Genomic DNA, 15759 nt, shown 5'->3' on the forward strand with positions numbered 1-15759 from the left:
CCTCTCGTCCGAGGGGCGATGGGGGTGGCATACGTCTTCTGCACGCCGTCGACGCTCGCATCGACCTCGACGTCCACGGTGGTCCGGAGGCTCAACCCAGCAGTCGCCCGGCACCTCGCCGAGCAGGCCGTGGAACTGGGCGAGAACGCGTTGGTCTCCTCCGGTGACGAGTTCCGCAGTGGGAGCCCCTCCAATGAGGCGCTGCTCATGCCGCCGACGCGCTGACGCCCTTCGCAGGCGCCCGCAAGGCGGTCGTTCAGCGGACCGGGCGAGGAGATGCGCGAGGGAGCCCGACGCAGGCGCCTCGAACGCTCGACTAGCCCGGCCGAGCACCTGCCCGCCGCGCTCACGAATCGCACGCCGCTATATCCCGATCCCGCGCCGCGCGCTCGGCGCCCCCACCGTCGGCCCGGTAGCCATCGCCGCCTCCCGGTCACTCGCCGCACGCCGCATTTCGGCCTCGGCTGCGCGCACAGCATCCTGCATCGTCAGCTCCGGAGTGCCACGCTGCATCGACTCGGCGAGGCACTCGAGGGCCGCGGCATGCGTCCGCGCCACGACGATCGCGACGTTATGCACGCGCCCTCTCGTGAGGCCAACGTAGAGCCCTGCGGCATCGACGTCCGGCCCGACCACCGACGCATCGGCGGTGTCGCCCTGCACGCCGTGCACGGTGGACGCGTAGGCGAGCTGCAGGTGCTCGCGCGCGTACTCGGTGGACACACGCGCCAACTCGCCACTGTCGCTCACGGAGACAAGAGACAGGTACTCGTCGCGGATTCCCCGCACGATCCACTGCGCGCGATTCTCCACTCCCGTGAGCCGGTCGTTGCGACGAGTCTGGACGGTGTCACCGACGAGGATGCGCTGCTGCGCCATTCCCCACGCGGCGACGCGGACGTCGAGCTCGCCCTGATCGACTCGCCGCTGCTGGATGGCGTCGTTGATCGCATCCGCCTCCGCATTCGTGCCAGATACCAGCGTCACCCGCTTGCCGCGTGCGTGCCAGTCGAAGTACGCATCGATCATCCGCTCACGCGCCGCGTCGTGATGTTCGACCCGGTCGACGTGACCGTGTTCCGCAAGCTCGCCCGCAACCACCAGCGCACGCTCGCGATCACCCGCATCCCGGATCCGCAGTGTGAGCGCCGCGTAGTCGGGATCGCGGAACCGGTGCACCGTGTCGAGCTCGACCGCAGCGTTCGCGTGCCGGATCGCAGAATCCATCGCACCCGCATGTCCAACCGGCAACGCCTGATGCGTGTCACCCACGAATGCGAGCCCGACACCTTGCTCGATCGCGAGCTCGACGAGGACGTTCGCGGTCTGCAGGTCGACCATGCCGGCTTCGTCGACGACGATCCGATCGCGAGCACGCAACACGTAGTGGGTTGGTCCGCCGTATTCGCCGCCCGTGCTGGGATCGACTTCTCCTACTCGGAGTCTGGTCCACACCTTCGCGCCGGCGTTGAAGGTGCCCCATCGGTAGCCATGGTCCGAAAGCAGGGCATGAATACTGGATGCCGCGGCCCCGACCTCGCGAGAAGCCACCGATGCCGCCTTTCGCGTGGGAGCAACGACGAGCATCCGCCGTCGTTGCGATGTGAGCGCCGCGAGCGCGGCGCGCAGCATCGTCGTCTTGCCCGCGCCCGCGGGTCCGGTCACGGAGACGAGGCCGTCCGTGCCGGCGATGGCGCACGCGGCAACGCTTTGCGACGCATCCAGCGCCGACAGATCCGCGTTCGGGGCGAGCCGGTGCAACTCGCCGGGCAGCAGGGAGCGCCCGAGTCGGGCGAGCACGTCCAAGCGGCCGGCGAGACGCACCTTGGCGCGTACGGTCTCGGTCGCCATGAACGCCTTCACTTGCGCCGGCGGCTCCGCAACGAGCCGATAGGCGGAGCGCGTGGCACGCTCCGTGACCTCGGCGATCACGCCATCGAGCTCGTCGCGCTCCGCAACAATGCCCGTGCGCGAGAGCGCGCGTATTGCACCGGCGCGGATGTCGAAGATGCTGAACCTCCCGCCGCGTGATGTGGACCGTTCGTCCGCGTCGACGACCGCCTGTGAAGCGAGCAGATCCAGGTCGACGGCACGGGGGTCTGTTGTAACAACGGCAGTCGGTGCGCGAGGGGTGGTCAGACTCGGATCGATCCCTGCGATCTCGTCGCGGACGCGCGCCTCCCAAGACTTCTCGTCGAGCTCGGCCGGTTTGTTCGGACGCGACACCGCCCACGCGCGCCGATCGATCTGCTGCAGCACCTCGACGCTCGGATCAGATCCTCCGTGCGCCGCCGACCACTCCGCGATCAGGCGGGCGCGGTTGGTCTCGATTTGCGCTGACCGACGCGAGACGGGTCGGACGGCGCTGGCGAGTTCGGCGATCTCGCCGGTGTCGTCGAGCGTGTATCCGTGCCGGGCGAGCGCGGCGATCCAGGCGGGGTCGGTGCGGGCGGCGAGCTCGCCCTCGGCGTTGACGACGGTGTGCAGTTTCATCGCGACGCGCGAGTCCAGGTTTGACCACTTGCCGTCCGCGCCGAGCACCTTGATGTTCAGCCAGAGGTGACGGTGGATGTGCGGGTCGAGCGCGCGCGAGCGCCGATGCTGCAGCTCGACGACCTCGATGCGGGTGATCTCCTCGCGAATGAGCCCTCCGTGCCCGCGCCGCGCGTTGAGCTCCGTCTGCCACGTGAGCAAGATGCGTTCGCGTAGCCGGTCCTGGAGCGCTTCGAACTCGGTGGCGAGTTCGGGATTCAGCAGCGCGGCGATGCTGTAGGACTTCGGGTGGTTGAGCGTTCCGTCAAGCAGCAGGTCGGCGTCGGCGCTCAGCCGTTGATGGCCGCGCTCTTCCCCGGTGACCGGATCGTGGCCGGTGAGCCAGACCCGAAGGCCGCCGGCGGTCAGCTCGTCGGAAGTGATGACGCCGTTCTCGACGATGAACCGCGAGACGGTTGAATCGGAGGCGGCACTGTACCTTTCGAGCGCGTCAACGCCGGGGGAGTGCTGCAGGTGAGCGTCGCAGGTGCCCTCAAGCGCGTAGCCGATCGCGTGTCGAACCCCTCTGGATTCGACGCCTCGCTTCCATCGCTCGAGGCCTCCTCGCATGCCGCCAGAATAGGATGCGTTTTCCTGTTTATCCAGGGATTTTTCTGGTATGCAGGTACGTGTAGGGGAGTGCTACTAAAGGGTGTCGCTCACGCCGGGTGCCTGCGTGCATCGCGGTTCTTCTATCGCGGTTTTCCTAGTCTCGCTTCTCCCAGCGATCGCGACTCAAAGGAGAGTGAGTCGGGCTCGTCTCGCGTAGCTGCCACTATCGTTCGTACAACTGCTTGGGGGTCTGGTGTCTGGCGATCGATGGAGAAACACCGGTTGGTATCTGTCACCAACCACGACTGGAGCGCTCCTTGCGGATATCGCAGGCATTGGCGCATACAGCGAGAAGGCCAACTACGCATGGCGCGGCATGAGGAGCATCGACTACGACCTGGTCTCCTCTCTCCAGAGAACGAACATCGACGCGACGGAGGCCATGCTCCGCGAGCGCGAGTCGGCAATCCTCGACGAGGCGCGGTCTTGGGGCTTGGGGTACGGCGTTGGAGGCTGGTCAACTGACCTGCAGCTGCTCGCCGATCTGCAGCACTATGGCACGAGCACTCGCCTCATCGATGTCACGAGCGATCCGATGACAGCACTTTGGTTCGCGTGCCAGGATGTTGGAGAACCGGACCTAACCAACTCGGGCGTGTTGATCGCCATCGACACGGCGGGCTGGCCACGTTTTGGGAGGAGCCAACCACCTGGCACCTGGCGCTCTGCAGGGAACCCGATGGGGTGGGAGCTGGAAGCCGGGCTCGAGAGTGGGCAACCATTCGTAGTCCATTCGCTGCATCCGAACGACCGACTCCGCGCACAGAATGGGTACTTTGTTGCGTCGCGTGTGCCGGATCGGCCGAACGAAGGTAGCCCGCTGGCAGGCCTTAGCCTCGAGTTCGAAGTGGTGCCCTACAAGTACCCGCGCCACCTGCTCGACGACATGCTGCACAACACCCACCACGTGGCGAGGCGGCGAATTCCCTTCATCGCAGTCCGGGTCCGGTCCGAGCTCAAGCCGAGACTGCGCCGCATCCTTGAAAACTCGTACAACCGCAGCTCACGCGTTCTCTTCCCAGACTTTGCAGGGTTTCGAGACTTTTCTGAGACCGCTACCCCGCGGTCGAGTGAGGAGGAGATCGATTCGAAGCGGCCTCGAAAGGGCGGCTCTGTTTAGCCCGCGGGCTCCTACCCGAATCCCGCGTCGACGAGGGGTGTCCGGGTTTCGGTGATCACCCACGCGCGACCGGAGCCAGGCGATGCCGTGCTCCAGCTTTCGAAGTGGAGGCGCCCATTGGACAACTCGACGGCGAAACCGGCGACCATGCCAGGGATCGGAAACCACACCCGGTCGCCCCGATCCGCGAGGCACGCGACGTCCAAGTGGCGCACGGCGGAACTGCACCTCACCTCGCATCGCCACGGTCACGAGGTCGGCCAATCGCGCAGACATCGAGCTGGCCACTCGCTCCGGTAGCACATGATCGAACTTGGGTTGCAAGGCATCGCGGAGATGAGCAGCGGAACGATCAATCGCGATGTCAAGCGGACGCTTCCCCTGCGTGTCAAGCAGTGCGCGCCATGCTCCCCGGCTCACGAGCTCGATGGCGTATGGTGTCGTGACCTCCGAGCCAAGCAACCTAATGCAATGGGGAGGTCCAACTCGTCTCTCCTCTTCGCCACGAATTGGGTCCGGGAGCGACCGCAGTCTCCTCACCATCGAGGACTCTGAGCACCAGCTCCCAATTACCCTCGCGGGCAACATCGGCCAGGAGATCGGCGCTGCGAACCAGCTCCGCGTTGAGGTCCTCACGCGGGACGAGGACCCCAAGCCGCTCGACCTCGGCGACTCTTCTCACTTCTCGCTGGCGCCACGGCGGTCACCGCCATTGCAAGCTTGCGCGATCCGCTCTCCGCCGTTCACGGCGGCGAGTTCCTAGCCGTCGGTCCGCACTCACGCGCGTCTCGCCACGAAATCGCGCAGGGCAGAGACATTCGTGAAGACGTCGTACCCCAGCACCTTGAGCCGATCAACGGCATCATGCTCGTCGCGCTCCAGCACGACGGGGTTTCCGATTCCCTCCTGAACCCCGGCCGGCCAGAGGGCATCCGCGTTGCAGATGATCTGTCCGTTGGCCTCGTCAACGACCTCGACGCCGAGGTCAGGGGTCGCGTACCCCTCGGATTCCATCCATGCGACGAGCGCGGCTAGATCGTCGTCTTCGACATCTCGCTCGTCATGAGCAAGGGCAACGGCGGCGCCTCGAACCAGTTCGTTCTGCGCACCACGTCCGGACTCAAGCTCACCGAGGAAGGCGTTCATCGAATCTGCGAGGAGCTCGCGCCGGGAGGCAAGGAAGTCTCGGAAGGCCGAGATCTCCCAGAGTTCCCGATCGCTCGGCACCCACTGGCTCTCGAGGGCCCCCGGGAACGCAGCCTCCACCTGCGGCATGTACGTCGCTGGCGGGGTGGCGCTGATATTGATGTTCGTGTGCTTGGTGAGGAAGCAGAAGTTGGCGACGGCGTTCACCTCGCCGCGGCTGTAACCGGCGGCATAGAGCTGAGCCTTCGGGAAGATGTGGTGCACATCCAGCGATGTGTTGTGCCCCAGAAGAGAACTGGACAGCGGAACACCGGTCCCGAAGTCACGCGCCGAATGGGTTCGCGTGAGCAAGTAGAGCGTCGGGTAAAAGCGTGATCCCATGGAGTTGCCGGCGAAGTCGCTTGCGCGGACGGTCAGGTCGCCACGCGATTGACGCAGTGTGCCGAAGAGGCCGTCAACGCCATCTCGGTCGACGGCCTCAAGATCCTGAGCCAACGCGGATTCGGACGACCCCGCGTAACGTCCCCACATGCCGGTGTGCACGTACCAGGCGAGCAGTCGGCTCTGGGCAGCCGCGTCGGGGAGCTTGCTGCCGTTGAGGTGCGAGTATCGTGCGAGCAAGACGAGCGCGTACTTGCTGAACAGAACGCGGTCGTGGTCGAGGCCGAGCCGCCCCGAGATCACGTCCAGCCATCCGCTCACGTACCTTTTCGCAAGCTTGAGGCCCTCCCGGACGTCTGCAACTGGCACGCTCGCGAGAGCTGTGAACGGCGCATTCCCAGTGACAACGCCGTTGACGACTCGCAGCAGCCAGTCGAGCTTGAACCAGTAGCCGGCCTCGCGCCAGGTCGCGAGTACCGCGTTGAACTCCTGCCGCGCCTCCGGCCACGAGGCACACACCTTGGCGAGCGCGAGGTCACCCTTTGAGAGCTTCGTGCCGCCAGAGTTGACTCTGTTGAAGATGTCGACAACGACATCGATGGTCATTCCCGGACCGACGACCTCCTCGATGTGGAAGTCGCGCTTGTCGATGTTCGCCACGCCCATCAGGCGATTGAAAAGCACGCCCTGACGCTGGGCATCTCCTCCAGCCAATTCCATCATTGCCGGGAAAAACGCCCCCGGTCCACCACTAAATAGTGCGCTCACATCAATCCATGCGGGATCGTTCTTCATCTTTACTGGGGCGTAGAACTCGAAGGACTCGTCCTCGACGTTGAAATGAAGCCCCGTGAACGCTTTGGCGTTACCCTCGAAGAACTTCGGAGCCTCGCCGCGGATCACTCCGTATAAGGACGTAACCCTTTGCTGTCCGTCGAGCAGGAGCTTGACAGTGCCGTCAGTGTTCACTCCGCCACGCGCGCTTGCCGTGTCAGCGGGCGTGTTCCAGGTCATGAATCCGCCAACGGGGTAGCCACGATAGAGCGAGGTGAACAGGCCGCGCACCTGGTCGTTGTTCCAGACATACCCTCGCTGAAACTCGGGAAGTGCGATGTCCCCCGAGTCCACCTGATGGAGGAGGTCGCTGACCTTCATTGATATTCCCTTCGGTCTGTTACGACGTCAGCGTCGTAGTCAGGTGCTTGCCGATGTAGCCGATATAGATCTTGCCGGTGTTGTTGGTGTCGTCGAAGTAGTGCATGCGCGGGGCGAACATATCGCGATGAGTTGGCTTGAAATGCGCGTCCATGAGCACCAGTCCGGTCGGTTCCACTTCCGCGGGTACGGGGTGCACGCGCTCCGCGCGCCACTGCGGGTTTCCAAGCACCGAATCGCTCTCACGGCCCGCGTGCCGCTGCGGATTGCACTTGTGACCTCCCGTGGTGTCGTCCGAAAGGTACATGTGCACGTTCCCGGCGAAGCCGCCCGCTGCGCGTAGCTGCGCGTACTCGAAGAGGACGCGCACGTAGTCCCAAAAGTCGCGCGCATACTTCCCGTAGGGGTCGCGCCGACTCACCTCGATCACCACGTCGAGCTTGCCTGTGAACCGGACGCGATCAAATGCAGGGTGCTGACCCTCCCCAGCGGTAAGCCGGGTCACAAGTTCCTCAACGTCGGTGGGGGGCGTCCAGTCGACTGACGTGTCGTCGGCAACGTAGAAGATCTGTGCGTCGCGGAGCTGGCGCTTCAGGCGCTGGTTCTCGTGGTCGAGTCGGCGGATCTCGTCGGCGATGATCGCTGACTCGAGGTCGTCGTTGTCAATAGCCGCGCGCAGCTCTTCGACCTCACGACGGAGCGACTCGTTCTCGCCGACGACCTCGTCGATCTGCTCGGTGGCCACAGCGACCTCAGCGACCTGACCCTCGACGAAAGCGTCGAGCTCGTCGAGCGAGGCGCGAGAGACCTCCGACCGCTTGACCCACTTTTGGATTAGCCGACGAATGGAAGCGACGAAAGCCTGGATGCCGGCGCCAGTCGCGCCCGCGAACACCGAATCGTCAGGACGAGGGGCATGGGGCGCCGCAGTCGGCGGAAGAGCGGGCGCAACCTCGCCGTCGATCGACGGTCCCAGGTCATCCCTGGCAATGTCCGGAGCAACGTCAACGGCTGGAGCCACCGGCAGCTCCGACCTCTCCGCTACTCGACGTCGAACTTCGATCGCACGCAGCTCAGCCAGCTCCGCGCGCATCAGCAAGTCGATCGTGCGACGCGCGTCGGCCGGCACGCCGCGCTCAAGCAGTCGCGATCGTGGCCCACGAGCGTGGACCGCGGGAAGCGCTCCACGGACACGACCATTGCGGATCGACCGACCAAGCGTGGCCGGGCCAAGGAACCTGTGAGCAATGCCGTCGTCGAGATCTTCGAGCCGCACCCCGGGCGCGAAGGTTCGGACTTGACCACCTGGAACACGCAGAGAAAGCGGTAGGACCCGATTCACCTCCTCGACCGCGTCCGCGAACACGACGAACACCGTCGCGACACCGACGCTGTAACGCGTGAGTTGGTCGATGATCTCAAGCCATCGCGCGTCGACATCGGCCGTCAACGATGAAGCGACGATCACGGACATAGTCCGCTTGCCGTCGACGATGGCGTCGATCACCTCTGATTCGTCGCCGGGCCGGATCACACGAGGTGTGCCCGTAATCTCGGTCGCCCCGTCCAGCACAGTTACATCGCCGAGGATCTGACGCACGATGTTGGGCGTCGCCACTCCGTCGATCGCGCTCTCGGTGGTGGCACCGTCGCGAGCACCTTCGATAACAATGTGGCCAGCGCCCGCACTCGCCGCAACAAACAGCGAGATCTCGAAGCGCCCACCCGGGTTCTGATCAATCAGTCGGTACAGGCGGCGATGCGTGCGGCCCGGCTGGCCAAGATCGACGACGACGATCGAAAGCTGCGAGTTGAAGGTACGCGACGAGAGACCGTTCCAATCGTCCAGCGCGCCGGCGGCCCCGAGCTTCTGGGTGAGCCAGGCGCGTACATTCCGCTCCGCCACGGCCACCGCGTCATCGCCTGCTAGTCGGAAGACCGTGCGGTACCCGACCGTGACGGGGTCATCGGAGCGCTTCGGAAGAGTAACCGTTGACTCGCCTTGGACTGCAGCACCCGCATCTGTTCGTTCCGTGCTCATCCTCGGTCCTTCTCTATCGCGCCTGCCGTGCCCTCAGCGTAGAGGGATCGCGGCGGGCCGTTAGGCTCGGACACGGGCATCGCCGGGTCCATCTGTGCGAGGAGGCGCGTAAGTCTGAGTGGCGGCTGGCCGCTCGGGACATCGGCATCCCCGCTGACGAAAATGGCCGAGTTGTCTCCCACGCGCCTACCTAAGGAGACTCTCCGGCACGTCATCATGGTCAAAGTGTGCGGCGGACGTGCGGATGCGCTCGTGATGCCGACGGATGGTGAAGGGGAATCTCGCGAATGTCGGCGGCCGGGTATAGCCTGTTCGACTTGCCATTTTTCAGGAGAGGGACCACGTGGATGCACCCAAAGTGAGACTCGCTTCGCTACGTGCCGGGCAGCGTGTGCGGGGCGTCCTCCCCGGCCAGCCCGTCACTCTCATCGGAGTCAGCCCGCTCGACGACTCGCTGGTTGAGATCTTCTTCCGCGACGACTCCGGCCGAACCGGCGAACGCACCATCACCGATGCGGATGCCATCAAGCTCGAACTGATCACGGAACTGGGCAACGCGCCCGCGTTCGACGGCGACCCTGACGAGTTCCGGCTTGCGGCAGAGGCGCTCCGCATCAAGTACGCGGCGCTCTACGACCCGATGGCCGCCGTAAACAGCTCGGACGTCGACCCGTTGCCGCATCAGATCCGCGCGGTCTACGAGGAACTGCTCCCGCGGATTCCCCTGAGGTTTCTGCTTGCCGATGACCCCGGCGCGGGCAAGACGATTATGGCGGGGCTTTACCTGAAGGAGCTCATCCTCCGCGCCGACTGCGAGCGTGCGCTGATCGTCGCCCCGGGTGGTCTCGTCGAGCAGTGGCGGGAAGAGCTGTCGCAGAAGTTCGACCTCGCGTTCGAGATCTTCAACCGTCAGATGGTCGACGACGCACAAGGCCGCAACGTGTTCGCCGAGCACCCATTTCTCATCGCACGGATGGACCAGCTCTCCCGCAGCGACGACCTGATCGAGCAGCTCTCCGACGTCACCTGGGACGCTGTCGTGGTCGACGAGGCGCATCGCATGTCGGCGCACTACTCTTCCTGGGCGGGTCAGGTCGACGAGACGAAGCGGTTCCGGCTGGGGCGCCTGCTCGCCGAGACCGCGCACAACTTCCTCCTCATGACCGCGACACCGCACGCGGGCAAAGAGGAGGACTTCCAGCTGTTCATGTCGCTCCTGGACCGCGACCGGTTCGAAGGCCAGTTCCGCGCCGGCGTTCACCGCACCGACACCCACGGCCTGATGCGGCGCATGGTGAAGGAAGAGCTTCTCACCTTAGAGGGAAAGCCTCTGTTCCCCGAGCGGCGCGCGTACACGGTCGAGTACGAACTCAGCGACCCCGAACGCGAGCTATATGAGCTGGTGACTGGCTACGTCCGCACCGAGATGGGGCGGGCGGAACGCCTCGCGCGGGCCGGCGACAAGAAGCGCGGCAACAACGTGGGATTCGCGCTCACCGTACTGCAGCGACGCCTCGCCTCGAGCCCCGAAGCCATCCTCCGATCACTCGAGCGACGCCAAGCGCGACTCGAGGCGCGCCTGCGGGAATGGCAACGCGCGACCGACGACGCCCGCTACAGCACCTCCATGACGGCGACGATCGACGAGTGGTCGACCGGCCGGGTCGCACTCGACTTCGAAGACGCGTCCGCTTCGGCGCCAAGCTTCAACCCCGACGAGTTCGATGACCTCGACGAAGAGGTCGCCGAGGAGGAGCGTGCCCAGTTCGAGGCACGCGTCGACGAGGTCGTCGACCTCGCCACCGCTGCCGAATCCATCGGCGAACTCCGCGCAGAGATCGCGATCCTCGAAGACCTCATCCGCGTCGCACGCCGCGTACGGCTGCTCGACGACGATAAGAAGTGGGTGCAGCTCCGCACCATCCTCGACGACCAGCTCCTCGTCCACGACGACTCGGGCGAACCGCGCAAGATCATCATCTTCACCGAGCACAAAGACACCCTCGACTACCTGCGGCAGAAGATCACAACGCAGCTGGGTCGCCCCGAGTCGGTCCTCACGATTCACGGTGGCACCCGCCGTGAAGACCGCAAGGCGGCACGCGAGCAGTTCACCTTCGACCGCAACACTGTCGTGCTGCTGGCGACGGATGCCGCGGGTGAAGGCCTCAACCTGCAGCGTGCGCACCTGATGGTCAACTACGACCTGCCGTGGAACCCGAACCGTATCGAGCAGCGCTTCGGCCGCATCCACCGCATCGGCCAGCGCGAGGTGTGCCACCTGTGGAACATGGTCGCGAAAGACACCCGGGAAGGGGACGTGTTCACCCGGCTGCTGTCGAAGATCGACCAGATGTCGATCGCGTACAACGGCAACCTCTTCAACGTCCTCGGCGATGCAGATGCCTTCCAGGAGAAGTCGCTCCGCGAACTGTTGATCGAGGCGATCCGGTACGGCGACGAGCCGGAACGCAAGGCCGAGCTCGACCGAGTCATCGACGCGAGCGTCGCCCACGGGCTCGACACCATGGTCGCCGAGCGCGCACTGCACCCCGAGATGTACTCCTCGCTCAACCTCGAAGAGATCCGTGAGCGGATGGAGAGGGCTCGCGAGCGACGCCTACAGCCCGGATACGTCGCGGCGTTCTTCCTCCCCGCCTTCGAACGCCTCGGCGGTCGCATCCGTCGGCGCGAGAAGGGCCGATACGAGATCACGCGGGTACCGCAGCGCGTCATCGACACGGCACGCCGACTCAACCGGTGGGCGCCCGTGCCGGAACGGTATGAACGAGCCACGTTCGAGACCGCACTCGTTCGCCCCGAGAATCAGACTCAGGCGGCACTCCTCGCCCCCGGCCACCCGCTGCTGCAAGCGGTCATCGAGCTCACCATCGAAGACCTGGGGCCGGTGCTCAAACGCGGAACGGTGTTCGTCGACCGTCGCGAACAGCAATCCGAGCACACTGCGCTGCTTTACGCGGTCGAGCAGCGAATCCAGAACGCCACACCCGACGCCGACACCGTGTCGCACCACTTCGACTACCCCGTCCTCGACACCACGGGGATTGTGACGCTCGCGGCCGCGCCGCCCTACCTCGACTACGACGCACCACACGCTGGTGAGGCTGCGGCACTCGCCGAGGTCCTCGCCGAGGAGTGGACGAATAATGACCATGAACGCTCCATCCGCGCGTGGGCGTATCGCGACGGTCTCGCACCCCGCATGGACGAACTCGCCGCGCGCATCGCCGTGGATGTCGACCGCACCCGGGGTCAGGTCAAGGAACGACTCCTCGCTGAGATCAACCACTGGGACCGCGAACACAACCGCCTCGAAGCACTCGAACGCGCCGGCACAATCGGCCGCATCCGCGCAGACGTCGCGCTCCAGCGGGCGCGCCAACTCGACGAACGTCTCGACAAGCGGCTCCGCGCGCTCGACGAAAGCACGCAACTCGTCGCACTTCCCGCGGTCGTCCGCGGATCAGCACTCATCGTGCCGAGCCAAAGACTGTTGACTGGCGACGAGGGCGCCGCACCCCAGACCTTCGCGCGAAACACCGAGCTCGTCGAACGCCGCGCCGTCGAGGCCGTTCTCGCCACCGAACGCGCACTCGGCCGCAAGCCACACGAAATGCCTAGGAACAACCCCGGATACGACATCCACTCATTCGATGCAGACGGGCGCATGCATTACATCGAGGTTAAAGGTCGGGTCGAGGGATCCGACACCTTCACCATCACGACGAACGAAGTCACTTTCGCCCAGACGCAAGGCGACCGCCACCGCCTCGCGCTCGTGCTCGTGTCGCCCGACGGCGAGAAGCATGACCAGCTTCGCTACGTGCTCGACGCCTTCACCCACATCGAGCCCTCCGCGACGACCCGTTCGTACAACGAGGAGTGGCGCGACTACTGGGATCGCGGAGGTCCACCGCGATGACTGACCCGATCGAGACGACCAACCAGCCCACGAGAGACGCACTAGTGAACGCGACACCCAAGAAGAAGCTCATCGAGACGTCTCTGCCGCTCGAAGCCATTAACGCCGAGGCATCGCGAGAGAAGTCCATCCGGCATGGGCATCCTTCGACCCTGCACCTCTATTGGGCGCGCCGGCCGCTTGCGGCAGCACGCGCTGTCCTGTTCGCGCAACTTGTGGACGATCCGGCCTCGCGACCTGAAGAGTTCCCCACCGTCGAGGAGCAGGATGCCGAGCGCGCCCGTCTTCACCGGCTTCTCGAGCAGCTGGTCATCTGGGAGAACAGCAATGACGAAACCCTGCTGAGTCAGGCCCGCGCCGAGATCCGAAAGAGCAATGGCGGTCAACTGCCAGCCGTCCTTGATCCGTTTGCCGGCGGCGGTGCCATCCCGTTGGAAGCGCAACGGCTCGGACTCGAGGCGCACGCGAGCGATCTGAACCCCCTCGCTGTCCTGATCAACAAAGCACTCATCGAGATTCCACCCCTGTTTACCGATCGTGAACCCACCTATCCCGGCGCCGCGCAGACGCGGATTACCTGGGCGCGGGCAGAGGGGCTCGCTGAAGACATCCAGCGCTACGGCGCTTGGATGCGCGAGGAAGCCATCAGGCGCATTGGCGGCTTGTATCCTCCGGTCGTATCACCGGACGGAGTCGAACACACGGTGATCGCCTGGATCTGGGCACGAACGGTGAAGAGCCCCAATCCAGCGAATCCCGTTGAGGTTCCGCTTGTTCGGTCATGGTGGCTCAACAAGAAGAAGGGCAAAGAGGCCTGGATCGAAGCCTCCGTCGCTAACGGGGAGGTGCGTTACGAGGTTCGACACGACGCCGACGGACCGGTTGGCAACGACGACGGGACTGTGGCCGGCGGGCACGGTCGTGCAGTCGGCGATGGGACAGTGATTCCCAACTCGTACATTCGCGCCGAAGCCCAGGCGCAACGTCTGGGAGCGCATCTCATGGCGATCGTCGCGGAGGGAAACCGAAGCCGGCTCTACTTCAGCGGCGACGAGCTGCATGAAGCTGCAGCGGTGGTCGATCGGCCATTTGACGTTCCGAATCAGGAAGTCCCCACCCGGAACCACGACGTCGATCGAATGCCGATGTACGGGATGCCCACGTGGGCCGACGCGTTCACAAACCGCCAACTCGTCGCTCTCACGACGTTGAGCGATCTTGTTGGCGAGGTGCGCCAGCGAGTATTCGCCGACGCCATCGACAATGGCATCGCGGCAGGCGACCGGCTCGAAGACGGTGGTGAAGATGCAGCGGCCTACGCGGACGCGGTTGCGACGTATCTCGCGCTTGCGGTCGGTCGCCAGACCGACCGGCTCTCGTCGCTCGCGAGCTGGCAATCCCAAGGTGAGAAGGTGCGTAACGTCTTCGGCCGCCAGGCAATCCCGATGGTGTGGGACTACGCCGAGGTGAATCCGTTCTCGGACTCTTCCGGCGGATTCGCCGGAAACGTCGAGTGGGTGGCGAAGGCAGTGGCCCACACTCCCGCGAGTCCTCCTGCCGAGGTAATTCAAGCCGATGCGGCGGCGCGTACGTACGAGGGCCTCGCCATTTCGACCGACCCTCCGTACTACGACAACATCGGATACTCCGATTTGTCCGACTACTTCTACGTGTGGCTTCGACGGTCTCTGTTGCAGATCCAATCGAAGACTGTCAGCACGATGCTCACGCCGAAGGCCGAGGAGCTTGTCGCAAACCCGTACCGGCATAACGGGAAGGCCGGTGCGGAGGCGTTCTTCGTGGACGGCTTCAATTCGGTCTTCGCGAGGATCCGCCGCGAAGCCAACCCGGACATCCCGTTGACCGTCTACTACGCGTACAAGCAGCAGGACACCCGAGACGCTGGAACATCTTCAACCGGCTGGCACACGCTGCTCGGTGGGTTGATCGACGCGGGCTGGGAGATCACGGCGACCTGGCCGATGCGCAGTGAGCGAGGGGGGCGCCTCATCAGCGTTGGAACCAACGCGCTCGCCTCGTCGATCGTTCTCGCTTGTCGGCCCCGACGGGAAGATGCCCCCTCGACGACCCGTCGGGCGCTGTCCGCCGCGCTGCGCGCCGAACTCCCGCAGGCGCTCCGCACCCTCATTCAGGGCTCAATCGCAGCGGTCGACCTTGATCAGGCTGCTATCGGACCAGGGATCGCAGTGTTCTCTCGATACTCGCGAGTTCGCGAGGCCGACGGCACCGATATGTCCGTTCGCGACGCGCTGGAGTTGATCAACGCGACTCTTGATGAGGTCGTCGATGAGCTTTCTGATTCGGATCCGGACTCCCGGTTCGCGGCGAAGTGGTATCGGCAGTTCGGCTGGGGCACTGAAGTTTCCGGCACGGCCATAACGATGGCTCAGTCAGCCGGAACCTCACTGGGAGCACTTGAGCGCGGCGGCATTTTCGAAGCGAAGGGCGGGCGGGCCCGGCTCCTCTCACCGACGGTTCTTGAAGATGAGTGGGACGTTGCGTCCGACGAGCGCGTCAGCGTCTGGGAGGCGACGGTTCGCCTGGCCGCGGTGATGGCGCGGGACGGCGTCGATAAGGTTGCCCAACTGCTGCCCGCTGTACAGACTCGCGTGAGCCTCGACGCAGTCAAGCAGATGTCGCTCTGGTTGTTCCGTGAGGCGGAGAAGAAGCGCGACACCAAGGACGCCATTCTCTTCAACGGACTGGTGAGTGCGTGGGGTGATGTGAACGAGCAGGCGCGGATGCATGCCGGTGTTCCGCGCGCCGTCCAGCAAGCGTTCGACTTCGATGAGGATGGGGACTGAGTTC

The 15759-nt window shown here is 64.8% G+C and carries 7 protein-coding genes; 4 read left to right on the forward strand and 3 right to left on the reverse strand.

Annotated elements, in window-relative coordinates:
- The first annotated feature begins 24 nt into the window (after positions 1–24).
- Positions 25–225 carry a hypothetical protein gene (locus tag Q9R08_RS20225; RefSeq protein WP_308870016.1) on the forward strand — a complete coding sequence of 67 codons (201 nt, stop codon included), beginning with the start codon at positions 25–27 and terminating at the stop codon, positions 223–225.
- 138 nt (positions 226–363) lie between these two features.
- Here Q9R08_RS20225 and Q9R08_RS20230 read toward each other — a convergent pair whose 3' ends face one another.
- Positions 364–3102 carry an AAA family ATPase gene (locus Q9R08_RS20230; RefSeq protein ID WP_308870017.1) on the reverse strand — a complete coding sequence of 913 codons (2739 nt, stop codon included), beginning with the start codon at positions 3100–3102 and terminating at the stop codon, positions 364–366.
- A gap of 235 nt (positions 3103–3337) precedes the next feature.
- Here Q9R08_RS20230 and Q9R08_RS20235 point away from each other — a divergent pair, with 235 nt between their 5' ends.
- Complete coding sequence (locus Q9R08_RS20235; RefSeq protein ID WP_308870019.1) at positions 3338–4264, forward strand: FRG domain-containing protein; 927 nt, start codon at positions 3338–3340, stop codon at positions 4262–4264.
- Between the two features lie 777 nt (positions 4265–5041).
- Here the strand turns inward: Q9R08_RS20235 and Q9R08_RS20240 are convergent.
- Positions 5042–6946 (reverse strand): GmrSD restriction endonuclease domain-containing protein, encoded by a 1905-nt coding sequence (locus tag Q9R08_RS20240; protein ID WP_308870020.1) that lies wholly within the window; start codon positions 6944–6946, stop codon positions 5042–5044.
- Positions 6947–6965: 19 nt separating this feature from the next.
- Positions 6966–8987: a hypothetical protein gene (locus Q9R08_RS20245; protein WP_308870021.1), complete on the reverse strand. Its 2022-nt coding sequence runs from the start codon at positions 8985–8987 to the stop codon at positions 6966–6968.
- Positions 8988–9330: 343 nt separating this feature from the next.
- Between Q9R08_RS20245 and Q9R08_RS20250 the strand changes: the two genes are divergently transcribed.
- Together Q9R08_RS20250 and Q9R08_RS20255 are read left to right on the forward strand one after the other, a co-directional pair.
- The gene (locus Q9R08_RS20250) at positions 9331–12930 is read left to right on the forward strand and encodes a helicase-related protein (protein ID WP_308870022.1); all 3600 of its coding nucleotides are present in this window, start codon (positions 9331–9333) and stop codon (positions 12928–12930) included.
- Positions 12927–15755 carry a DUF1156 domain-containing protein gene (locus Q9R08_RS20255; RefSeq protein ID WP_308870023.1) on the forward strand — a complete coding sequence of 943 codons (2829 nt, stop codon included), beginning with the start codon at positions 12927–12929 and terminating at the stop codon, positions 15753–15755. Before Q9R08_RS20250 ends, Q9R08_RS20255 begins: the two co-directional genes overlap by 4 nt.
- The last annotated feature ends 4 nt before the right edge of the window (positions 15756–15759 follow it).

It is taken from the genome of Microbacterium psychrotolerans, from assembly GCF_031085295.1.
Lineage (GTDB): Bacteria > Actinomycetota > Actinomycetes > Actinomycetales > Microbacteriaceae > Microbacterium > Microbacterium psychrotolerans.